General features: G+C 69.1%; 17 protein-coding genes. 14 read left to right on the top strand and 3 right to left on the bottom strand.

The genetic code is table 11. From position 1 onward, the window contains the following. Position 1: 1 nt before the first annotated feature. The 13 genes from ACU5AP_RS10095 (at position 2) to ACU5AP_RS10155 (ending at position 16,685) form a co-directional block, all read left to right on the top strand. On the top strand, positions 2 to 499 hold the full coding sequence (locus ACU5AP_RS10095) for a hypothetical protein (RefSeq protein ID WP_446681189.1): 498 nt from the start codon (positions 2 to 4) through the stop codon (positions 497 to 499). Further along, entirely contained in the window at positions 499 to 2,631 is a 2,133-nt protein-coding gene (locus ACU5AP_RS10100; RefSeq protein ID WP_446681190.1) for a hypothetical protein, read from the top strand. Before ACU5AP_RS10095 ends, ACU5AP_RS10100 begins: the two co-directional genes overlap by 1 nt. Before the next feature lie 47 nt (positions 2,632 to 2,678). Beyond that, positions 2,679 to 3,209, top strand: a complete 531-nt coding sequence (locus ACU5AP_RS10105) for a hypothetical protein (protein WP_446681191.1) — start codon at positions 2,679 to 2,681, stop codon at positions 3,207 to 3,209. A 2-nt stretch (positions 3,210 to 3,211) separates the two neighbouring features. Then, positions 3,212 to 5,809 (top strand): glycosyl hydrolase 108 family protein, encoded by a 2,598-nt coding sequence (locus ACU5AP_RS10110; protein WP_446681192.1) that lies wholly within the window; start codon positions 3,212 to 3,214, stop codon positions 5,807 to 5,809. Beyond that, positions 5,809 to 8,985, top strand: a complete 3,177-nt coding sequence (locus ACU5AP_RS10115; protein ID WP_446681193.1) for a hypothetical protein — start codon at positions 5,809 to 5,811, stop codon at positions 8,983 to 8,985. Before ACU5AP_RS10110 ends, ACU5AP_RS10115 begins: the two co-directional genes overlap by 1 nt. Before the next feature lies 1 nt (position 8,986). After that, positions 8,987 to 11,668 (top strand): hypothetical protein, encoded by a 2,682-nt coding sequence (locus ACU5AP_RS10120; RefSeq protein WP_446681194.1) that lies wholly within the window; start codon positions 8,987 to 8,989, stop codon positions 11,666 to 11,668. A gap of 46 nt (positions 11,669 to 11,714) precedes the next feature. Then, positions 11,715 to 13,556 (top strand): hypothetical protein, encoded by a 1,842-nt coding sequence (locus ACU5AP_RS10125; RefSeq protein ID WP_446681195.1) that lies wholly within the window; start codon positions 11,715 to 11,717, stop codon positions 13,554 to 13,556. Between the two features lie 704 nt (positions 13,557 to 14,260). Continuing rightward, on the top strand, positions 14,261 to 14,617 hold the full coding sequence (locus ACU5AP_RS10130) for a hypothetical protein (protein WP_313425166.1): 357 nt from the start codon (positions 14,261 to 14,263) through the stop codon (positions 14,615 to 14,617). Between the two features lie 160 nt (positions 14,618 to 14,777). Continuing rightward, complete coding sequence (locus tag ACU5AP_RS10135; RefSeq protein ID WP_313425167.1) at positions 14,778 to 15,224, top strand: D-Ala-D-Ala carboxypeptidase family metallohydrolase; 447 nt, start codon at positions 14,778 to 14,780, stop codon at positions 15,222 to 15,224. A 50-nt stretch (positions 15,225 to 15,274) separates the two neighbouring features. Then, a complete protein-coding gene (locus tag ACU5AP_RS10140) occupies positions 15,275 to 15,631 on the top strand; it encodes a Gp49 family protein (RefSeq protein ID WP_446681196.1) in 357 nt (118 codons plus the stop codon). Further along, positions 15,631 to 16,110, top strand: a complete 480-nt coding sequence (locus ACU5AP_RS10145; RefSeq protein WP_446681197.1) for a hypothetical protein — start codon at positions 15,631 to 15,633, stop codon at positions 16,108 to 16,110. Before ACU5AP_RS10140 ends, ACU5AP_RS10145 begins: the two co-directional genes overlap by 1 nt. Beyond that, positions 16,082 to 16,345: a hypothetical protein gene (locus ACU5AP_RS10150; protein WP_446681198.1), complete on the top strand. Its 264-nt coding sequence runs from the start codon at positions 16,082 to 16,084 to the stop codon at positions 16,343 to 16,345. The genes ACU5AP_RS10145 and ACU5AP_RS10150 overlap by 29 nt, the downstream gene beginning before the upstream one ends. 67 nt (positions 16,346 to 16,412) lie before the next feature. Continuing rightward, positions 16,413 to 16,685, top strand: a complete 273-nt coding sequence (locus ACU5AP_RS10155) for a hypothetical protein (protein ID WP_446681199.1) — start codon at positions 16,413 to 16,415, stop codon at positions 16,683 to 16,685. Positions 16,686 to 16,937: 252 nt separating this feature from the next. On the opposite strand, the gene ACU5AP_RS10160 is transcribed toward ACU5AP_RS10155, so the two are convergent. Further along, positions 16,938 to 17,918 (bottom strand): cation diffusion facilitator family transporter, encoded by a 981-nt coding sequence (locus ACU5AP_RS10160; protein WP_446681200.1) that lies wholly within the window; start codon positions 17,916 to 17,918, stop codon positions 16,938 to 16,940. 127 nt (positions 17,919 to 18,045) lie between these two features. Between ACU5AP_RS10160 and ACU5AP_RS10165 the strand changes: the two genes are divergently transcribed. Then, positions 18,046 to 18,852: an undecaprenyl-diphosphate phosphatase gene (locus ACU5AP_RS10165; protein ID WP_046654460.1), complete on the top strand. Its 807-nt coding sequence runs from the start codon at positions 18,046 to 18,048 to the stop codon at positions 18,850 to 18,852. Between the two features lie 75 nt (positions 18,853 to 18,927). Here ACU5AP_RS10165 and ACU5AP_RS10170 read toward each other — a convergent pair whose 3' ends face one another. Both ACU5AP_RS10170 and ACU5AP_RS10175 read right to left on the bottom strand, forming a co-directional pair. Beyond that, positions 18,928 to 19,899, bottom strand: coding sequence for a complex I NDUFA9 subunit family protein (locus ACU5AP_RS10170; RefSeq protein ID WP_446681201.1), 972 nt, complete (start codon positions 19,897 to 19,899; stop codon positions 18,928 to 18,930). Between the two features lie 144 nt (positions 19,900 to 20,043). Next, positions 20,044 to 21,708 carry an amidohydrolase gene (locus ACU5AP_RS10175; protein WP_128719401.1) on the bottom strand — a complete coding sequence of 555 codons (1,665 nt, stop codon included), beginning with the start codon at positions 21,706 to 21,708 and terminating at the stop codon, positions 20,044 to 20,046. Positions 21,709 to 21,774: the final 66 nt, after the last annotated feature.

The following is a 21,774-nucleotide window of genomic DNA, read 5'->3' on the forward strand; positions in this document are numbered from 1 at the left end:
CATGCCCCAGGAGATCCTTAGACAATCCAACTTCAACGGCGGCGAGCTGTCGCCGCAGGCTGTGGGTCGTCGTGACCTGAAGGCTTATGCGTCGTCCTTGGCGATGTGCGTCAACATGCTGCCCATGGCCGAGGGACCCATCCGGCGGCGGCCGGGGCTGAAGCATGTCGATCTCGTCCGCAACAGGCTGGAACAAGCGCCCGTGACGATCGAAATGCTGTCTGCGCCGAACGGAGGAACAGCGTCCGAGGTGCTTGGCGGTGCAGGCATGGAGACGACGGCCGCCTTGGGGGCGATCGACGGCTATGTCGTGCTGGACATTGATTTTGGCGCCCCGGTCGAGGTCGGCATGGTCGATCTAATCGATTTCCTGATCAAGCCGCCCAGCGGGGGCGGAGGCGGAGGCGGAGGCGGAGGTGATCTCGACCCTCTGCCGGATCCGACCCCGCCCCAGTATCCGTGGGATCCGCCGTTCGACGAGCGTGAGGTGATCCGCTGATGAGCCTGCCTGTCACCCTTTCCAAAGAAATGGCCCTGCAATACCAGGACGCGGCCGGGCAGTGGGTTACAGCGGCGCGATGCGACGTGGGCTCGGTGCTTCGGACCCGTCGCCTGGCGCTGCCGCCAGGGCGGCAGGTTGCCGCTCGGCGGTGGCGCGTGGTGCGCCTGCATGCGGATCCGGCCGCGCCCGTCGATCTGGGCGCAGCGGTCGTGCGCCTTACCCGCGTCGAGGTCCGGCGCGAGACGGCGGAGCTGTCGCCGTTCCGGCGATGGGCCTTTGACTTCGACACCGGCGAGCAGCGCTATGGGCTGGTGGCCACCGACGGCAACGTAGAGGTCTATCAGCGCGGCGTCCGCGTCGCCTCGATCGCCTCGCCCTATACGGCTGACCGCGTGCCAGAGGTGAAGCGCGCGCAAATGCTGGACACCCTGCTGGCTTTCCACCCCGATGTGCCGCCCTACCGCTTCGCCCGCCAAGGGGCCCATAGCGAGTGGGACAGCCGCCCCCAGGCGTTCGAGAATATCCCCCGGTTCGACTATGACGGCACGCGCGCCGGAGGGGTCAGCGAGGTGCAGCAACTGTCCTTTGCGGACTTCGTGAACGGCGAAACCTTCAATCTCACGCTGGAGGGGCAGACGACGGGGGCGATCGCCTACAACAGCAGTATGCCGGCCCTGGCGGCGTCGGTCGCTGCGGCGATGAACGCGCTGGACAATGTGGGCGCCAACGGCGTGGCCGTAAGCAGCCCGTCGGACAAGGTGCTGCGGCTCGCCTATCAGGGCAAGAACCGCAATGAGGACGTGGGGGAGATCGTCGCCCAGGTGTTGATCTCCGAAAAGGGCATCGTGCGCACGGCGACGGTGACGCAGGGCAAGGAAGGCGGCGAGCCGGTCATCAGCGCCGCGCGGGGCTGGCCGGCGGCCGGGGTGTTCTTCGACAGCCGCCTGTGGCTGGCCGCGCCGCGATCGCGGCCGCAAACCATAATGGCCAGCCGCAGCGGCTTCTTCTTCGACCTGAATATCAAGGGGGCGGAAGCCGATAAAGGGATCAGCGTCGATCTGGCGACCGATCAATCGACGCGGATCCTGAACCTGTTCGCGGGACGGCATCTGCAGGTGTTCAGCCAATCCGCCGAATTCTTCTGCGCCAGCCAGCCGATCACGCCCCCGCCCGCTTTTCCGCGCACCTCGAGCGTCGGGCTGGCGCCTGGAACGCCGCTGCTGGAAATGGAGGGCGGGACGCTGTTCATCCAGGCAGGCGGGGATACGGTTTCGCATTACGCCTATGCGGAAGGGGCGCAGAGCTATGTCGTCACGCCTCTGTCGAGCTATGCGCCGCATCTGACCAAGGGGATTGTCGCGGGCGGGTTCCGGCGGCACCGATCCACCTCGGAGCCGAACCTGGCGCTGTGGATCCGCGCGGACGGCTCCGCATCGGCCATGTCGGCCATCCTGTCCCAGGACGTGCTGGGCTTCGCGCCGTGGACGACGGACGGGGGTTTCGTGGAAGCGGGCGGAGAACTGGCCGGCGAACTCTATGTCGGGGTTCGGCGCGCGGCGGCGGACGGAGACCGGCACCGGCTGGAGGTGCTGTCTGACGCCCACATGCTGGACGCCTCTGTGCGGATTGAGGGGCCGGCCACCGAAATCAACGGCCTTGAGCATCTGGAGGGCCGCACGGTCGCCCTTTACGTGGACGGCGCGGACGAGGGCGACGCCGTGGTCACGAACGGCCGCGTGTCCTTGCCGAACCGTGCAGAACGTTGGGCTGAGGCAGGTCTGCTGTTCGTGCCGCGTGGTCGGCTTCTGCCGATGGTCCTGCAGCAGGATCCGCGCGGCGGGGCGTCAATGAAGGCACGCGTCGGGGAGGTGGCCCTGCGCCTGGGTCCGACCGCGAACCTGCGGCTGGGCATGACGGGCAAAACCCTCTGGTCGGTCAAGCTGAAGCGGCGCGGCGGCGTCGGCGACCAGGCGGCGTTGCTGGACCACGGGCCGGGCGAGGATGCGTTCGAGGGCTGGACGCGGGTTTATCCGATCCCTGGCTTTCAGGACGACGCCCAGATCGATTGGGAGCAGCCGCGTCCTGGGCCGCTGGAGATCCGCGAGGTGGTTGTCACCGTCCAGTCCTGACGGCGCCCGGTTCATGGGCCTGACGGAGGTTCGGCATGAAGGCGGTGATGGCCTTTTCCAGCAAGGCGGCGGGCTTCGCCAAATCGGCTTTCGCCCAGGGCGGCCAGGCAGGCGGCGGGCAGGGCGGGAGCGCCATCGGCGGGAAGCAACTGGGCGGGATGAGCCGCGGCGTTTCGGCCGTGGCGTCCCTGATGGAGTTCGCCGGGGCGCGCCAGCAGGCGGCGTCCATGGATCAGAGCGCCCGTGACGAGGCCATGGCCGCGCGCGGGGAATACATCCAGGCGGCGGAAAAGGTCAGCGCGATCGACAGCGAATATAACGCGCTGGTCGGCCAGCAACTGGTGGCGGCGTCGTCCATGGGGATCGACGCCGGATCCGGCAGCGTGATCGCGGCGCGGGAAGCGGCGCAGACTGAGGCCGATCGGGAACGCAACATCATCCGCAACTCGGCCGAGACGAACGCCCGCCTGCGCTATGCGCGGTCCGTCAGCCTGCGCGAAGCCGCCAAGAACGCCCGGTTCGGTTCAGCGCTGAAGCTGGGCCTTGACGTAGGCCAGGCCATCTTCGGGGGGCGTTGAGCATGGCGCGCGGACCTTTCCCAACAGGTGATTTCGGGCGGCGGGTCAGCGACGCGCCGATCGGCATGGACATCGGCGCGCCGGCGGCGGGCGCGGCGGCGGGCGTGGCCGAGGCGGCCAAGGGGGTGGCGCGCGAACTGGGCGCCATGGCCGACCGCAGTCTGAAACGCGAGGGCGAACGGGACGCGGGTCGCGCCATCACGGCGGCCGGTCAGTTCGGCCAGGAGGTGCAGCTGCGCCAAGGGTTCGGCGTCGACGATCAGGCGTTCAACGCCATCGCCCGCGAATATCTGTCGACGCGGCGGATCAGCGCCTATGCCGAGGAGATCGACAAGGCGGAGCTGGCCAGCCCCGACAGCGAGGCGGGGTTCACCGAAGCGCGCGGCGCAGTGCGTCAGGCGTTCCGCGACAGGGCGACGGGCGATCCGCTGATCGACGCGGAGTTCGAGCGGCAGGCGACCCTGCTGGATCAGGCCGCGCTGCGGCGCGTGCGCGTCGGGCAGGAAAAGGCCCGCATCAGCATGGCGCGCGGGGCGATGACGGAAGCCGCGTCGGTCGGGGAAACCCTGATCGGGCAGGCGGTCGCCTCGGCCGGTTTCGACGACGCCGGGGCGACGCTGATCGCGGCGAACCTGACGGAATACACGGCCAAAATGGCGCGGTTCGGCCCGCGCGAAGCCTTCAGCATCGGCGGCGTCGAGTTCGCGGCGGACCCGAACCGATCGGCGGCCATGTCCGTGGAAGAACTGGCGCGACATCTGGATCAGGTGCAGGCGCGCACGCGCAGCACCTGGCTGACGACAGCGGTGGATCAGGCCCCGGATGCCGCCAGCGCGCGGGCGATGGCGGGCCAGATCGAGGAACAGTGGGCGGCGGGCAACCCCGCCTTCGTCGGCCTGTCGGCGTCAGACTTCGCCCAGGTGGCGGCGCGCAATGAGGCGACCGTCAACCGCAAGGCCAACGGCGAAGGCGCGGGCCAGAGGGCGGCGGGCCAGCAGTTGCGCGACATGATGACGGCGGCGGAATACGGCGGCGATTACGATGTCGGCCAGATGCGCGCGCTGGCTCAGGCGTCCGGCGATCCGGGCCTTGTCGCCATGGTGGAGTTCGGCGAGCGTCATGGGTTCGGCGTGACGCCGGCGTCGCTGCGCAGCGGCGGCAGGCCGGTCGGCGGCGGGTTCGACGGCTGGGTGGACTTCCTGCTGGACGATCTGGAGGGCGAAGGCTTCGTCGGGAACGATAACGGAGCGGGGCGCGCCCAGTGGGGCATTACGGAGCGCAGCCACCCCGAGGCCTGGGCGGACGGCAGGATCGACCGGAATGAGGCCCGCACCATCTATCGGCAGTATTGGGCGGACGTGGGCGGCGACAACCTGCCGCCCGCGCTGGCGCACGCCGCCGCCTCAGCCGCCGTGGTCGCGGGGGCGGGCAATGCGCGGCGCTGGCTGGCCGCCAGCGGCGGCGACGTCGAGCGCTTCCATGATCTGCAACTGGCGCATTTCGAGAAGCTGGCGGCGGACAATCCGGCCAAATACGGCGGCTCCCTCAACGGCTGGCGGCGACGCGACGGCCTGTCGCGGGCGCAGTCGCGGCGCGTCACGGCCAGCGAGCGGGCGGCCGAGGGTTACGCCTCGGATCCGATCGGGTTCGCGCGGGGCAACAGCAAGCGCGACGCCATGGTCGAGCTGCCCGAGTTCGACATCAATCGCATCTTCGGCGGCGATCCGTCTGCGGGCGGCTTTCTGCGCGACCGCCTGGCCGTGGGACGTCAGCTGAACGCGCGCAGCGGCGTGCCGGTGGCGGTGTTCGACAAGGCCGAGCTGGCCACGATCAAGGATCGGATCGAAGCGGATCCAGCCGCCGTAGTCGGATTGGTGCAGACGGCGGCGCAGACGCCGGGCGTCGGCTCCGATGGGGTGCGTGTCATCCTCGGCCAGCTGGGGATGGCGGGCACGGCTTCGGCGGACCTTCATCTGGGGTGGCTCGCCACCGACGATCACACGCGCAACATCGCGGCCAAGGTGATCCAGGGGCGCGCCCTTCGGGCCTCGGGGGCCAAGGATGCTGATTTCGGACGCGGCGAGGAGACCATCGCCCAGGCGGCGCTGCGGTTCGCGCCCGCCTTCGCCATGCAGCCTGATCTGTTCGCTGTCGCCCAGGCGACCGCCCGCGACATGGCCATCGCCGATCAGGCGCGGGGCCAGCTGCAGAGCGCCGAGGCTTACGTGAACAGCGCCTTGGGTGGAACACGGGCGAACGGCAGGCTTTACGGCGGTCTGGCGCGTGTCAACGGCGCCAACACGATCGCACCGACTTGGCTGGCCTCTGACTATCTGGACGACGCGCTTGAGATCGCGGCCGATCTGTGGGCGGCGCAGGACGTTGGGCCGGTCTATTCCAACGGCCAGCCGATCCCCGCGCGAACGTTGAGGAACTATCGCCTGAAGGCGACGCCGAGCGGAACCTATCGTCTGGTCAACACGGCAGGCGAAGAACTGCCCGCCCGCAGCGGCCGCCCCTTCGAGTTCAACATAGAGGCCGACAGCTTCCGCGACGTGCTGCGCCGCCGCCTGCCCGGCGCCGTGCTGGGGAGCCGCTGATGCCGCCGCAGTCCTGGGCCAATCAGCGCGATTATGAAGCGCCCGCGCCGTTGAAGGCGCCCACCGCGCCCGTGCCCTTCTGGGATGCGGTGAACCGCAACATGGTGGACGCGGGCCAGACGCGGCGGTCTGGTGCGCGCGAGGAGGCCTATTTCGCGCGAATGTGGGCGCGTCACCGCGAGATCGAGGCGGCGACCGGCCGCACCCTGTCATTGTCGGACACGTTGAACGGAGAGCCGACCGACCAGCGCGACAGCCTGAAACGATTCATGGACCGGGTGATCCCGGCCGACCGGATCAACGCCGCCATTCTGGGCCGTCCCGGCTCGCTGACCGACGACGCCTATGAGGCGGAGGTGGAGAAGCTGAGGGCCGAGAACCCGGAGGCCTTCGCCCGGATCCGGTCGCGGGACGAGATCCTGGCCGATCTGGACGCGGATCTGCGCGGGATCCGTCGTCGGGCCGATGAGGCGTCGCAGGGGTTCGGCGGGGCGACGGCCGCCTTCGTCGGCCAGACGGCGGGGATGTTCCTGAGCGATCCCGGCCAGGTCGGGGTGGCCGTGGTGACGGGCGGGGCGGGCGTCGGGCGGCCGTTGCTGACGCGGATGGCCGCCCAGGCGGCGGCGGGCGCGGGGGCCGAGACGCTGGAGATCGGCGGGCGGATTGCCGACACCCGGTATGGCGGGCCGGAATATACGGCGGGGGAGGCGGCGCTGGACCTGACCTTCGCCGGGGCCGGCGGCGCAGCGTTCGAGGCGATCGGCGCGGGCGGCAAGGCGGCCTGGCGCGCCACGGCGTCGCGGCTGGCGCGATCGGAGGATCCGGCCGAGCGCGGCCTGGCGGATCAGATCGAGCGGCTGCTGGCTGATGAGACGGTGCTGGAGCAGGCCGACGACTTCGACGGCGCCCGCGCGGCTCTGGCGAACGGGGAGGCGCGGCCCGTCGTGGAGCCGGAACGCGATCTGGACAGCCTGTTCGCAAATCAGCCGGACGGGCCGGTGTTGCGCAGTGTTGCGGGTTCGCAACCTGAAATCTCCACCGCCGCGCCGGGCGCGCTGAACTCGGCCGATTACATGGGGCGGACGATCTGGAGCGGGCGTTTCGATCCGATGACGGTCGAGGCGGACGCCGCCCGGTTCCAATACAAGGGCGACGGCGACGCCGAGGGGGTGACGGGTCGCCTGCGCGGGGTCGAACGCTGGGACGCCACGGCCAGCGGAAAGGCGATCCTGTTCGAGGACACGGACGGGCGGATTTTCGTCGCAGACGGACACCAGCGGCGCGGGCTGGCGCGGCGGCTGGCCGAACAGGGCTGGGATGACGCCCGGCTGGACGGCTATCTGTTCCGGGCGTCGGACGGCTGGAACGCGCGCGAGGTGCGCGTGGTCGCCGCCCTGAAGAACATCCGCGAAGGATCCGGCGCCATCATGGATGCGGCCAAGCTGTTTCGCGAGGCGCCCGGCGCGCTGCGGGATCGCAGCCTGCCGGTGACGGGCGAGTTCATCCAGCAGGCGCGCCAGCTGGCCAGCCTGTCGGACGCGGCGTTCCGGGCCGTGGCCAACGGCGTCATTCCCGAACGATACGGGGCGGTGCTGGGCGAGGTGGCGGGCGACCGCCCCGAGCTGCACGGGGATCTGGTCGACCTGATCCGGCGCGGTGAGCCCGGCACGGCGGACGGCGCGCGCGCCCTGGTTCACGAGGCCATGCTGGATGACTTCATCGCCAGCGAAGGCGTGCAGATGGATCTGTTCGGCGGCCTGCCGCGCGAAAGCACGGTCATCGCGCGCGGGCGGATCCGCGAAGCGGTCATGCGGTCGCTGCGCAAGGATGAGCGGACGTTCGCCGCCCTGGTGAAGAACGCCGATGCGGTCGAGGCGGGCGGCAATGTGCTGGCCCGATCCGACAATGAGGCGCGGCTGGCGCTGGACCGCGCGGCGCAGGAGCTGGTGTCGCGGCTGTCGCTGAGATCCGGCGAGATCGGCGAGGCTTTCGCCGAGGCGGCGTCCGCCGTCACCAAGGGCGAGGCGACGGCGGCAGGCGCGGCCAAGGGGCTGACGCAGCGGATCCGAAACGCGGTGAAGGCGGGCGATCTGCTGGAGCTGGAGCGTAAGGCGCTGATCGACCCGGACGCGCCGTCGCCCCAGGCGCTGAAGGCGGCCGAGGCGTTCGACCAGCCGGGCGGGCGCGGACAGAAATCACAGATACCTCCCAAGCCAGAAGATGCTAGGATCGAAGCCGATGGCCCGCCAACCGAAGAGCGACTGGATTTCGCCGCCCGCACCGAGGCCGAGGCCAGAGCCCTCGTCGAAGGTGAAAGAGCTGCTGTCGAAGCGGATCGTGCGGCCCTCCAAGGCCTGAAATCGCAAGCTGAGGCTGCTCGGCCTCTTGCTGATACGCGGGGCCAGGGCGTCCAGTATCATGGCGCGCGCGGGGATATCGGTGACCTGAGCGAGGGGTACTACAACCCCGACAACATCTATGGCGGCTGGGAAACGTTTTACACGACCGACGCTACCGACATTGCGTCGGGCTATGGACGCAAGCGTGCCACTGCTAAGGTCTATGAGGTCCGGGAGCGCGAGCCGGTTCGTTTCTTCGATATGGAGGAAGCGCGCACTGAGGCCGAATGGCGTGAGTTTCTGGGTATCACAGATGCTAGCCACGAGTACGATCAGTTCGCGCTGAGCGAGGCCGTTATAGAGCATGGCGGCCGAGCCAACCTGCGCCAAGTGATGGACGAGTACCGGACGGCTGGTCAGGAGTTCGACTTCAGCAAAGACGATGTCCAGGAGCTGTTTTCCGCTATCACCGATCAAATCCAGGCCGCTGGCTATGGTGGGATGCGCCACGTTGGCGGCCTCAAAACAGGTCGCGAACCGCACGAAGTCAAAATCTACCTGCGCCCGCACGAACAAATCGAACTGCGAGAGACTGCCCCGCGCAGGGGCGAGATTTCTCTGGAAACACAGAGCGAGATCGACGCTGCAAGCGCCAAGCTTAACGAGCGCGCGTCGGCGCTAGCAGTGTCCGAGCAGCAGTTGGCCAACCTCCAAGCTGAGTTGCGCCAGATGCAGGCTGAGGCTCGCCCCGCGGGCCTGTTCGACGATCTGCCGACCGACATGCCCGAGGAGCGGGCGCTGAACGTGTTGAGGGCCTGCGCGCCCGGAAGGGGCTGAGATGGCCGATTTTCGATCCTGTATCGTGGATCACGCCGCCAAGGGCGAGATCGACGCCGAGACGGCGCAACTGGCGCAGGACGCCTATGACGACGCCTTCGCCAGCGCCTCCGAGACGCTGGGGCCGGTGGACGCCGATCGGGCGGCGGCCGACGCGGTGATGGCGCGGTTGAAGGCGGAGGCGATCGAGGCGCAGCGGCGGCGTCAGCTGGCGGTGCGGACGCGCCGGGCGGCGCTGGAGACCATCGCCGGGCTGAAAGGGCGGCGGGGCTATCAGGGTGTGAAGGCCCTGGGCGGCGGCGACGGATCGGGCAGGCCGCCAAAGGACGGCTGGGTTCAGGGCGGCACGCCGCCGGAAGAGGGGCCGGGCAGTCGCGGCGCGATGGCGGCCATGGCCCTGAAACGGATCGTGGAGAACCGGCCGGGGCTGGGCGGCGCGCCGGGGCCGTCGGTCGAAGGGCGGTATCGGGCGGTGCGCGGATCCTTCGACGCCAGCATGGCCGACCTGATCGAGCAGTTCGAGACGCGCACGGGGCTGGATCAGCCGGGCAAGGGCGGGGCGAAGCGCGCCACGCTGGACAACATCGTGCGCGAGGCCTTCGGCCAGGACACCGGCGACGCGGCGGCCAAGGCGCTGGCCAGCGCCTGGGGCGAGACGGCGGAACGGGCGCGGCACATGTTCAACGCCGCCGGCGGGTCGATCGGCAAGATGGACGGCTGGGGCCTGCCGCAGGCGCATGATGGCGCGCGCGTGCGCGAGGCCGGGCGCGAGGCTTGGGTGGCGTCGATCCTGCCGCGTCTGGATCGGGCCAAGATGGTGGACAAGGTGACGGGCCAGCCCTTCACCGAGCGCCGTCTGCAAGCCGTGTTGGGCGATGTTTGGGAGACGATCGGCAGCGGCGGCGCCAGCGCGCGCCAGCCCGGCGCGGGCATGGGCAAGGGCGCCCTGGCCAAGCAGCGCAGCGAGGCGCGGTTCCTGGCCTTCAAGTCGGCTGACGACTGGATGGCCTATCAGGCGGAGTGGGGGGAGGGCGACGCCTTCCAGACCATGATGGGCCATCTGGACGACATGGCCCGCGACATCGCCCAGATGCAGATCCTGGGGCCGAACCCGGCGCATCAGTTCGAGTGGCTGAAAAACTTCGCCCAGCGCGAGGCGGCGCTGGAAGAGCTGAGCGGCGTCAAGGGGGCGGTCGATCGCGCCAAGGGGCAGATCGATCTGGCCGACCGGATGATGGGGCATTTCACGGGCGACCTGAACAGTCCGCTGAACACCGGGCTGTCGACGGCGGGCGGGACGGTGCGCGGGGTGCTGACTGGGACGATGCTGGGCAGCGCCATCCTGGGCGAGGTCGGGTCGGGCTTCATCCTGGGGCGGATGGCGCGGGGGTTCGTCGGTCTGTCGCGCAACGGCGACATGGGCGAGCTGGTCAAACTGCTGTCGGATCCGGCCGAGCGGGCGATGGCGCGCCGCACGGGGTTCATCATCGAGAGCGCCACGGACGGCTTCGTGCGCGCCAGCCATGACAACCTGCGCCTGATGACGGTGGGGGCCAAGGCCGAGGGCGGGATGAACGCTTTCGCCCGTCGCCTGCCGGCGGCGGTGATGCGGCTGCAGGGGCTGACGGGCATGGTGGCGGCACGCAAGCGGGCGCTGCGGTTCGAGCTGATGGGGGCTCTGCACGACGTGAAGGGCCGCAGTCTGGCGGATCTGAAAGGCGGCGACGCCCGAGACCAGGCATTGGCGCGGTGGCTGGATGCGCGCGGCTTCGGCGAAAAGGACTGGGCGATCATTCGAGCGGCGCCGACCTATTCGCCCCGCGCCGGGGCGGATTTCTTGCTGCCGCGCGACGTGGCGCATCCCGAACTCAGCTTGCGGCTGGCCGAGGCGATTGAGATGGAGACGCGGTTCGCCACGCCGGAGAGCACGCTGGAGAGCCGGTCGTGGTGGACGACGCAGCGGGCGGGATCCTTCTGGGGCGAGCTGCAGCGCTCGACGGGCATGTTCAAGGGGTTCACCGCCACCCTGTGGTCGCTCTACAGTCACGAGATCGCGCTGCAGGCGCGGGCGGGGGGCGGGAACGCCTGGCTGGCCGGCGGGTCGATGGCGGCGCAGGCGGTGATCTTCCTGACCATCGGCGGGGCGGTGAACATCCAGCTGCGCGAGATGGCCAAGGGCAATGATCCGCGTCCCATGGACGACGCCAAGTTCTGGGGCGCGGCCCTGGCGCAGGGCGGCGGCCTAGGGATTTTCGGCGACTTCCTCTATGCGGCGCAGGCGCGAAACGGAAAGTCGGCGCCGGTCGCGGCCTTCGGCCCCGTGGGGCAGCTGGCCAGCGACGCCTGGAACCTGACTGGCGGCAATCTGCAGGAGATCGGGGAGGCCTTGTCGGAAGGCGAGAGCCTGGGCGAGGCGGTCGAGGGCGCCAATGTCGGGCGTGATCTGACGGGGATCCTGCGCAACTATAACCCGCTGTCGAGCCTGTGGTGGAGCCGGGCGGCCTATAACCGGCTGGTGGCGGACAATGTGCAGCGGGCGCTGGATCCCGAGGCGGAAGAGGCGTTCGAGCGCCGCCGTCGCCGGATGGAGCGGGAAACCCGCCAGGGACAGTGGTGGGAGCAAGGCAAGGCCGCGCCCGGCCGGGGGCCGGATCTGGCCCTGATGGGCGGGCGCGAAGACTGAACGTCCGGCCGCGTTGCGCCGTCGGGGCGCGGCCGATGATGCGGACATGGCAGCTCTACCTGAAAATGACCGGATCGCTGGTCCATTCACCGCCACCGCGGGGCAGACGGACTTCCCGGCAGACTTTCCCCTGTTAAAGGCGGAAGGGCTGCGTGTTCGTCTACAACGGGCGGGTGGGACTGTGACGCTCTCTCCGCCTTCGGTGACGCCTGTTGACGTGGTCCAGTCCGGGTTCAACGCGCGGCTGACCGAAGCGGCGCAAGGCGGAGACCTCGTATGGGTTTATTCCGAGCTGCCGGCAGCGCGTATGCGCGAGCATACTCCAAATGGGGTCGTTCGCTCAGCGACATTAGAGGGCGACGCCGAGGAGGCTCAGGCCCAGCTGCAGGAGGTTCGACGTGATTTGAGGCGCGCCGTTATGGTTGAGGTGGGGGAGGCCCAAGTGTCGCCTCCAGACGTACTGGAAGCGGCGAGAGCCATAGAGAAAAAAGCCGATAAGGTCTTTGCTCTTGATACCGAAACCATTCCGATTCCTCTGGCTCGCCGCTTCGCGCCGTACATAAACACCTGGGGACGCGGCGCTACGGGCAACGGATCGACCGACGACACCGCCGCCTGTCAACGCGCCATCGACCGCGCGTTGGCGACGGGTTATCGCTGGGAACCAGAGCCGGGTGCGATCTTCCGCACGACCGCGCCGTTGGTGATCGACCGGAGCGCCGTTGGCTCTGATTTCGACCGCCACAAGCCCGTCATTCGTGGCGGGGCGGACGGATCGACCGTGTTCATCTCCGACCACGGCGGCGCTTGTTTCGACGTGCGCGGCGGCTCCGACGGCGGCGGGCATACGCCGCTGGCCATGATGGATCTGCGCATTGAGGGCGGGAACGCGCCCAACTCCATCGGCGTGAAGATCGACAAGGCGATCTACCTCTACCTGGCGCGGATGACGATTATCGGCATGGGTTACGGCCTCGACGGCAACGATGTTCTGGCCTCGACCTTCGACGCGTTGAAGATCCGGGGCAACCGACGCGGCTTCCGGTTCCGCCGGCAGGCCTTCAGCTTTCCCAACGCCAACACCTTCCGCGACGTGATCGTGGGGGTGAACAGCGAGTATGGCGGCTTGGTCGAGGGGGCGGCGTCCTTCAACTGGCTGGGCGGCACGATTGAAGGCAACGGTAGCAGCGAGACTTCCTGGGGCCTGAAGATGCAGGACGGCGGCGTCGAAGGCGCCGGCGGCCTGACCATGGTCGGCGTCTATGCCGAACTGAACCAGGGCGTGGCGGACCTGTGGCTGACACACCCGACCCAGGCGTCGTCTCACACGATCATCGGTGGCGGGTTCGCGCGCGGCCTGGCGGACCATTACGTCAACAGCAACGTCAAGTTCGACTGCGCACCCGGCGTGGCGGCGCATCTGTGGATGGGCGGCGTAGGCTTCGGCACCGTGGGCGCGGAGTATGTCGATGATCCGTCGCGGCCCTATGTCGATCTGACCGGAGCGCAGGGCGCGGCATGGGAGGTGATCGACGCCGGCAACCGACCCGACAACACCAGCCTGTGGCGCGGGCGGGACATGGTCGAGCCGGGCGGTCCGCTAGCCCAGGCCCGGTTCACGGCGACCACGGGGGCGCTGAACCTGGCTGGATGTCGCAACGTCGCCAGCGTGACGCGTCACGGCCCAGGCGATTACACGATCACCTACTCACGCCCGCTGAAGAGCAGCCGCAACGCCTATCTGGCGTCGTCCAACGACCTGATCATGCCGGCGGTCGTGTTCACCGAACAGACCGACCTGGTTCGCGTGCGCATCTTCAACACCGCCGGCAGTTTGATCGACCCTGTTGGGGAAATGTCGATTGGCGTGTTCGGAAACAGATTCTGATCCATGCCAGTCCTGAACCTGCCTCGTGATCTCTCCCGCCCGCGCCATGGCGAAGCCGACCAGATGCCCGGCGCCTGCCCGCATGTCGAGCCGATAGTTCGGGCTGGCCTCCTTCAGGCGCTCGGCCTGCATTCGGTCATGGATGTTGCCGGGATCGAAGACGGCGTGAACGCCGCGCGGCGTCGAACCACGAAGGTATTGTGCGACGGTGTCGCAGCCCGATGGGCCAGCCGCGGCCTGCGCCTCGGCCACCTTCGGCTCCAACAGTTGTATCCCATAGCGGTCTCGCCAGCGGGCGTCGATCGTGGTCCAGGGCGCCAGCGCCAGCACGTGATCCGCTCGAACCAGGCCGCCGACCCGCAGAGCGGCGTATCCGGCCATCGAGCTTCCCAACGTCATGATGCGCCGTCCGCCCAGGTCGGCCGCCAGATTGCGGATGCGCCCGGCCGTGTCAGGCAGGTCGCGCGAAAAGCCCTCGACCCCCGAGTGATACCAGTGCTGACGGCGGTCCAGCAGGAACAGCTTGTGGCACGGAACCGGCGCCAGGCACCCACGCCATTCGTGAGCGGTCGGCGGCGCACCGTCCTCGCCATAGCTGGTGAACGCCACGACCAAGGCGGTCGCGCCTTCGACCTGTTCCAGATGCCAGTCCATGCACGGACGGTAACAGCCGCAGAGTCCGGGCGCCAGCAGGGGGGCATCTGATGCAGTGGAAACCCGTCCTGATCGAGCTTTGGGACCACGTGCGCGGCAGTCTGTTCCTGCACGCCCTGATCGGATCCAGCTTCGTCGCCCTTTGGGAAAAGGGGCTGACGTGGCCCCAGCGCCTGTTCCGCGCCCTGCTGGGCACGATGATGGCCGGATACACGGCCTGGGCGCTGGCGGTGCTGATCAACCTGCACGTCGCGGTGGCCAGCGGGATCGCCTTCTGGGGCGGCTTCCTGGCGATCAAGGCCGCGCCCGTGATTGAGAAGTCCGTGCTGCTGATGATCGAGGGCGTGTTCGCCGTCCTGCCCGAAGCCGCGCGGACCTGGCTGAAACGACCCGGAGGGAACGGCTGATGCCCCGGTGCGCGACCTGCCGACACTGGCTTCCTGACTTCGCGGACCTCGGGACGTGCAAACGCTTTCCGCCGACGCTGCATGAAGACGGAAGCCAGACCCTGCCTCAAACCGCCGCACCGGATTGGTGCGGCGAACATCGTGAAGAGGAGCGACGCTGATGCGCCTGTCCGACCATTTCTCATTGGCCGAGCTGACCGTCTCGGCGACTGCCGCCCGCAAGGGGATCAGCAACGTCCCGCCGCCATTGGTGCTGGATACGCTGGTTCTGACAGCCGACCGCATGGAGAAGGTGCGCGCCCTGCTGGGCGATCATCCGATCATCGTCCTGTCGGGCTATCGCAGCCCGGCGGTGAATGCGGCGGTCGGCGGGTCGAAGTCCTCGGCGCACATGACGGGCCACGCGGTGGACTTCATCTGCCCCCGGTTCGGCACGCCCGCCCAGGTGGCGGCGCATCTGGCCAAGCACCTGACCGGCTTCGATCAGCTGATCGAGGAGTTCGGCGAGTGGGTGCATGTGGGCTTCGGCCCCGGCAAGCGCGGCCAGAAGCTGACGGCGCGCAAGGTGAACGGCCGGACGGTCTATTCGCCGGGGATCAAAGCCTGACGTCAGAATGGGCGGCAGGCCCTTTCCTGCCATTCGCATAGGAGCCTGAGATGGACAGCGAAGCCTTGAAAGCCACCGAAGCCTATAGCGCCGCCCGCGCCACGCACCCGCGCGTGTCGCTGGACGACATGAAAGCCAAAATCAGCCGCGCCCATTACTTCACGGCCGATCAGGGAGTTTGTGCGGCCGAAGGAACAGTAAGTTTTGAAGGGGATCCACTTCGCCTTCTGACGATCTGTATCCTCGTCATGCAGAACGGTTTCACTGTCATCGGTAAGTCGGCGCCCGCGAGCCCGGAGAACTTCGACGCCGAGACGGGCCGCCTGTTCGCGTATGAAGACGCCATCAAGCAGTTGTGGCCGCTGGAAGGCTACGCTTTGCGCGAACGCCTGTCGGGGCATGCCTGATGAGCGCCGTCGCCACCCTGCTGCGTCTGGCCTGGGAGGGGCGCAAGTTCGCCATCCTGCTGATCGTCGGCGGGGTGGCGGCGGTCTTCTATGTGTTGTGGACGCAGGCCCAGGCGGATCGCGACGGGCTGATCCGCTGGGGCGACCAGACTTGCGAGGCGGCGGGCGCGGCCTTCCGCCCGCATGAGGCGAAGAAGCGCGCTTGGGGCGCGGCCTGCCTGATCGAGGTTCGCCGCCTGGCCAAGGTCGAAAGAGACCTGACCACGGCCACGGCCGCCGATCTGATCGCGGCGCTGGATGAACGCATGGGCAAGGAAGCTGCGGACGCCGCCCTGGCGGCCGCCATGTCGAAACGAACGGCCGAGACGCTGGCCAGGATGGAGGCGGCCGATGCGGCTGTTCAGGAAGACAATCGCGTGGGCGCTGGCTGGGCTTGCGCTGTCAACGACCTTGGCGGCCTGCGCGCACCGGGATGCTGATGCCCAGCCGCCCGAGCCGCTGGTGGTGGTGCGGACGGTGAAGGATACGCCGCCGGCGGAACTGCTGCGCTGCCCCGTCGCCCCTACGGGCCTGCCTGCGGAAGGGGAGGCCGCCATCCCGCCTGCCTGGCGCGCGGCGATCATCCGTCTGGCCAAGAACCGCGCCGAGGTGGCGGACCTGCTGGCGCGTCTGGTCGAGTGGCATACGGGCCGAGGCTGCGACGGCGTTGCGTGATCGTCCCAGCGCCTAGCCTTTCGCCATGATCGCCGTGGTGGCGGTCCTTCAGACGGAGATCGCCCCCATGGCCCTCAACAAGACCCAGCTGTCGAAGGTCGCGAACCTGAACAGCGTCGCCGGCGCGTCCGGCAGCAAGCAGATGTGGCACTATCACGCCGGTGCGGACGCCGTGACGGCCGTCGTCGCCGCCGGCTATTTCAACGACGTGCGCGGCTATCTGAAGGCGGGCGACCGCATCGACGTGGTGGCCGCCGATGGCGCAGCCTTCCGCGTGCTGACGGTGGGCACCGTGCCGAAAACCGGCGACGTCACGACCTCGGCCGCCGCCTTCAGCTGACCGGTTGCGGCGCGAGGGCGGAGCGCGTCACGCCCTTTCGCCGTGAGAGCGCCCCGGCGGCCGCCGCCGTCGGGGCGTTCTTCTTTTCCGATGGGCGAGGTCGCGTCCCCTGCCCTACGCCCTAAAGCTTCCGACTTAGGCCGATACTTTAACCGAAGTCGGACGCGGCGCGGGCGCTAACCTAATGAAATCAATGACGTGGCGCGGCGGTTCCTATAGGCTCCGTTTACCGCGCGCGATTGTCGCAGGGGATCAGGACCAGGGTCCGGCTTGCGGCGAGGGCGCTTGGGGCGAGGCGGCGTCCGACGTCTCCGGCCGCGTCGTCGCGAAGGCGCCGCCGTGCGGTTCGGCCGCGCCGCGCGGGTCGGCGTGGATCAGGATGTCGGCGTGGGGAAAGACCTTCAGCACCCGCTTCTCGGCATCCAGGATGATGTCGTGCGCAGCCTTCAGGCTGAGGTCGGGGTCCAGGTCGACGTGCATCTGCACCATCAGGGCCTGGCCCGCCATGCGGGTGCGCAACTGGTGGACGTTGGCGACGCGGGCGTCCTCGGTCACGGCGGCGACGATGGCGGCGCGCTCCTCGTCCGAGGCGGCCCGGTCCAGCAGGTGGCCGGCTGCGTCCTTCAGCAGGCTGACGGCGCCCCAGGCCAGCCAGACCGCGACCACCAGGCCCGCCGCCGCGTCCAGTCCCGGCGCCTGGAGGAAGGTGCCCGAGATCACTCCGACCAGCACCACCACATTGGCGGCCAGATCGGCGGCGTAGTGGGCGCGGTCGCCCGCCACGGCCAGGGAGCCGGTCTTCTTCATCGCCTGGGTCTGCATCCACACCAGACCCGCCGTGACGGCGATGGATAGGAGGACCACGCCCACGGCCCAGCCGCCCGAGGTGACAGGGCGGGGATCGAAGATGCGCTGCACCGCCTCCCAGCCGATGAAGACGCCCGAGGCCAGCACCATGCCCGCCTGCACCAGCGAAGCCAGACCTTCGGCCTTGCCGTGACCATAGCGGTGGTCGTCGTCGGGCGGGGCGGCGGCCCAGCGCACGGCGAAGAAGGTCGCCAGCGACGCCACCAGGTCCAACGCCGAATCCGCCAGGCTGGCCAGGATGGAGACCGAACCGGACGCCCCCAGGGCGAATGCCTTCATGACGATCAGCAGGACCGCCGTCGCCACCGACAAGGTGGTGATCCGGCGCGTGGTCTCATGGGCGGCGTCGAGGGGAGAGGCGGTCATTTCCCTGCCCTTGTCGCCCAAAACAGCGCCCGCGCCAATGGCGGCGGCGGGGCTGGGACGCTAAGGAGAGGAGACGGGACGCCGCAGGGCGCAGCGCGCCCGACGTAAAGATCGAGACGGAGCATTCATGGCGGACTGGCTGACGGCGATCCTTCTGGGTCTGGTCGAAGGGTTGACCGAGTTCATTCCGGTGTCGTCCACCGGCCACCTGCTGCTGCTGGGGCATTTCCTCGGCTTTGAAAGCACCGGCAAGACGTTCGAGATCGTCATCCAGCTGGGCGCCCTGCTGGCCATCATCAGCGTCTATTTCAAGCGGCTGTGGACGCTTGCGACGCGCTGGCCCTTCGACCCGGAGGCGCGACGCTTCCTGATCGGCCTGCTGGTCGCCTTCCTGCCGGCGGTGGTGATCGGCTTCCTGGCCTACGGCTTCATCAAGACGGTGCTGTTCGAGACGCCGCTGGTGATCTGCGTCGCCCTGATCATCGGCGGGGTGCTGCTGCTGTGGCTGGACCGGATGCGCAAGGTTCCAGCCTATCTCGATGCGGACCGCTATCCCTTCCGGGTCTATTTCCTGATCGGCCTGTTCCAGTGCCTGGCCATGATCCCCGGCGTGTCGCGTTCGGGCGCGACCATCGCCGGCGGCCTGCTGCTGGGCACGGACAAGCGGTCGGCGGCCGAATTCAGCTTCTTCCTGGCCCTGCCGACCATGGGCGCGGCGGTCTTCTATGACCTGTTCAAGAACCGCGACGTACTGGACTTCAGCGACCTGGGCCTGATCGCCATTGGCTTCATCGCCGCCTTCGTCTCGGCCCTGGCCGTGGTGCGCTTCCTGCTCGACTTCGTGTCCAAGCGCGGCTTCGGCCCCTTCGCCTGGTGGCGCATCGTGGTCGGCGTCGTCGGCATCATCGGCCTAGGCGTGACGGGCGCGCTCTGACGCCCTCATGCCGCGTGATTTAAAAACCCCTCGGGACGCCGGTCCCGAGGGGTTTTTCTTGAGCCGTATCTGAGATCAGGCGGCAGGGCTTTCGGCGTACTGGCCGCCGTCGCGGTAGCGCCACAGATAGCTCGGCGCGAGGGCTTCCAGGCCCGAGGGCTCGACGCCCAGATCGGCCAGGCCCTTGGCGCCCGGCGCCACGACGTTGTCGCTCTCCAGCAGCACGACCTGATCCTTGGTCAGGGCCGGGGCCAGGCCGATCACGGCCGGGATCTGGGCCAGGGAGCCGATCAGACGCGCGACCGGGAAGGGCAGGGGCAGCAGGATGTTCCTGCGGTTGGTCTCGCGCAGGATGAACTTCAGGATGTCTTCGAAGGTCCAGACCGACGGGCCGCCCAGCTCATAGGTCTCGCGTTGGGCCTCGGAGGCGACGGTCGCGCGGGCGATCGCCTCGGCGGCGTCGGCGACATAGACCGGCTGGAACTTCGTCTGGCCGCCGCCGATCAACGGCAGGACCGGCGACCAGGTCGCCATGGCGGCGAAGCGGTTCAGGAACTGGTCGCCTGAGCCGAAGACGATCGACGGGCGCACGATGACCGCGCCGGGGAAGGCGGCGCGCACGGCGGCCTCGGCCTCGCCCTTGGTGCGGGCGTAGTCGGCCTTGCCCTTGGCGTCGGCGCCCAGGGCCGAGATGTGGGTCAGGCGCTTGACGCCCGCCGCCCTGGCCGCCTCGGCGACGTTGGTCGCGCCCTCGACGTGCAGGGTCTGGAACTTGCGGCCGCCGGTCTCGAACAGGATGCCGACCAGGTTGATCACGGCGTCGGCGCCGCGCACGGCCTGCGCCACCGCAGCCTTGTCGGTGATGTCGCAGCGGACGACCTGAACCTGGCCGACGTCGCCGGCCATGTGCAGCACGGGCGCGCTCTTGGCGTTGCGCGCGGCGACGCGCACGCGCCAGCCGCGACGGGCCAGGGCGCGCACCACCTGGGTTCCGATGAAGCCCGAGCCTCCGAACACGGTGACCAGACCGGGGGCGAAATCAGCCATCTCAGACGCTCCAACGCCAAGCCCCGGCCGCAGACGCAGCCGGAGGCGAAAATCTCATGGGCGGGGCTTAACCGAAGCGGCCCCGCCTCGCAACGAGAAGGGGCGGGATTCCGCCCGATCCGCCAGCCCCTTCAGCCGGCCCCCTCAGTCCGCTCGGTGAACGATGCGCCCGCCCACGACCGTCAGCACGGCTCGGCCCTTGGGGATGTCGGCGGCGGGGACGGTCATCAGGTCGATGTCGAAGGCGGTGAAGTCGCCGCGCTTGCCCACCGCGATGGTGCCCAGTTCATTCTCTCGGAAGCTGGCGTAGGCGGGCCACAGGGTGAACATCTTCAACGCCGTCGCCCGATCGACCGCTTCATTCGGGCGCCAGTCCGGCCCTTGGAAACCGTTCAGATCGCGCCGCGCCACGGCGGCGTAGAACTCGATCAGCGGATCGCCCCGTTCGACCGGCGCATCCGAGCCGCCGACCACGATCACCCCGCGATCCACCAGCGTATGCCAGGCGTAGGCCCCGTCCAGCCGGGCGTCGCCCAGGCGGTCGGCGGCGAAATGCAGGTCGCCGATGGCGTGGCTGGGCTGCATGGAGGCGATGATCGGCAGCTCGTCGAAGTAGTGATAGTCGCTGGGCCGGATGATCTGGGCGTGCTCGATGCGCCAGCGCGGGTCGGCCAGCTTCCACTCGGACTTGGGCACGGAACGCAGCGCCTCTTCATACCAGGCGGCGACGTCGTGGTTGCCCTGGTCGCCGATGGCGTGGGTGGCGATCTGGATGCCGGTGCGCAGCGCCTCCTGATACAGGGGCATGACCTCTTCGCGCGAGGCCAGCATCAGGCCGGACGTCTCGGGCCGGTCGGAATAGGGCTCGAACAGCTTGGCCCCGCGCGAGCCGAGGGCGCCGTCGGCGTAGAATTTGATCGCCCGCGTGATGACCAGGCCGTCGCCCGCGTCGCGCGGGCCGCCCGCCATCAGGGCGCGCGCGTCGCCCATGTCGATGTTGTTGTAGACGCGGGCCGTGGCCTCGCCGTCGCGCGCCATCTGCTCCAGCAGGGGCACGTCCTTCCACGGCGCGCTCATGAAGTGGATGCCGGTCCAGCCGTAGCGGGCGTAGACGTCGAAGCCCGCGCGATAGGCCGCGCGCGTGGCCGCCGCATCGGCCTGCGGCGCCAGGCCCGAGATCAGGTCGCCCGAGGCGTCGACCAGCATGCCCGTCGGCCGGCCGTCTGGTCCCTTCAGGATGTCCCCGCCCGAGGGCGAGGGCGTCGAGGCGTCGATCCCCGCCGCCTTCATCGCCGCGCTGGATACGGCCACCGCATGGCCGTCGGCGCGGGTCAGCATCACGATCCGGCCCGGCGCGGCGGCGTCCAGATCGGCGGCGGTCAGGAAGCGCTTCTCGGGCCAATGGGTCTCGATCCAGCCGCGTCCGACGATGACGCCCTTGGGATGGGCCTCGGCCCAGGCGCGGAGCCTCTGCATGGCCTCGACGATGGAGGCGGAGCCTTCCAGGTTCAGCGTCGTCTCGCGCCAGCCGATGCCGTCCAGATGGGCGTGGCCGTCGGTGAAGCCGGGGAACAGCGCCGCCCCCTTCAGGTCCACCACCTCCAGCCCCTCGGCCGACGGGGCGCCGTTCGCCGCGCCGACATAGGCGATGCGCCCGTCGCGCACGACCACCACCTCGGCGGTCGGCCGGGCTTCGTCGCCGGTATGGATCGGCCCGCCCCGGATCAGCAGGTTCTGGGCGTAGGCCGCAGGCGCGGCCGCCAGCATCAGGGCGGCGGCCAGGGACAGGGTCTTCAGGGTTCGGATCATCAGCGCCTCCAGTCGCGGCGCAGGGGAGCCGCAGCCGGGCTTGGCGTCAAGCGATCCTGCGCGCAT

Source organism: Brevundimonas sp. RM1, from assembly GCF_052907225.1.

What these genes read in the sequence shown, in the direction of transcription:
- ACU5AP_RS10095 (WP_446681189.1), top strand. Translation starts at nt 2, where the DNA reads ATGCCCCAGGAGATCCTTAGACAATCCAACTTCAACGGCGGCGAGCTG.
- ACU5AP_RS10100 (WP_446681190.1), top strand. Translation starts at nt 499, where the DNA reads ATGAGCCTGCCTGTCACCCTTTCCAAAGAAATGGCCCTGCAATACCAG.
- ACU5AP_RS10105 (WP_446681191.1), top strand. Translation starts at nt 2,679, where the DNA reads ATGGCCTTTTCCAGCAAGGCGGCGGGCTTCGCCAAATCGGCTTTCGCC.
- ACU5AP_RS10110 (WP_446681192.1), top strand. Translation starts at nt 3,212, where the DNA reads ATGGCGCGCGGACCTTTCCCAACAGGTGATTTCGGGCGGCGGGTCAGC.
- ACU5AP_RS10115 (WP_446681193.1), top strand. Translation starts at nt 5,809, where the DNA reads ATGCCGCCGCAGTCCTGGGCCAATCAGCGCGATTATGAAGCGCCCGCG.
- ACU5AP_RS10120 (WP_446681194.1), top strand. Translation starts at nt 8,987, where the DNA reads ATGGCCGATTTTCGATCCTGTATCGTGGATCACGCCGCCAAGGGCGAG.
- ACU5AP_RS10125 (WP_446681195.1), top strand. Translation starts at nt 11,715, where the DNA reads ATGGCAGCTCTACCTGAAAATGACCGGATCGCTGGTCCATTCACCGCC.
- ACU5AP_RS10130 (WP_313425166.1), top strand. Translation starts at nt 14,261, where the DNA reads ATGCAGTGGAAACCCGTCCTGATCGAGCTTTGGGACCACGTGCGCGGC.
- ACU5AP_RS10135 (WP_313425167.1), top strand. Translation starts at nt 14,778, where the DNA reads ATGCGCCTGTCCGACCATTTCTCATTGGCCGAGCTGACCGTCTCGGCG.
- ACU5AP_RS10140 (WP_446681196.1), top strand. Translation starts at nt 15,275, where the DNA reads ATGGACAGCGAAGCCTTGAAAGCCACCGAAGCCTATAGCGCCGCCCGC.
- ACU5AP_RS10145 (WP_446681197.1), top strand. Translation starts at nt 15,631, where the DNA reads ATGAGCGCCGTCGCCACCCTGCTGCGTCTGGCCTGGGAGGGGCGCAAG.
- ACU5AP_RS10155 (WP_446681199.1), top strand. Translation starts at nt 16,413, where the DNA reads ATGGCCCTCAACAAGACCCAGCTGTCGAAGGTCGCGAACCTGAACAGC.
- ACU5AP_RS10160 (WP_446681200.1), bottom strand. Translation starts at nt 17,918, where the DNA reads ATGACCGCCTCTCCCCTCGACGCCGCCCATGAGACCACGCGCCGGATC.
- ACU5AP_RS10165 (WP_046654460.1), top strand. Translation starts at nt 18,046, where the DNA reads ATGGCGGACTGGCTGACGGCGATCCTTCTGGGTCTGGTCGAAGGGTTG.
- ACU5AP_RS10170 (WP_446681201.1), bottom strand. Translation starts at nt 19,899, where the DNA reads ATGGCTGATTTCGCCCCCGGTCTGGTCACCGTGTTCGGAGGCTCGGGC.
- ACU5AP_RS10175 (WP_128719401.1), bottom strand. Translation starts at nt 21,708, where the DNA reads ATGATCCGAACCCTGAAGACCCTGTCCCTGGCCGCCGCCCTGATGCTG.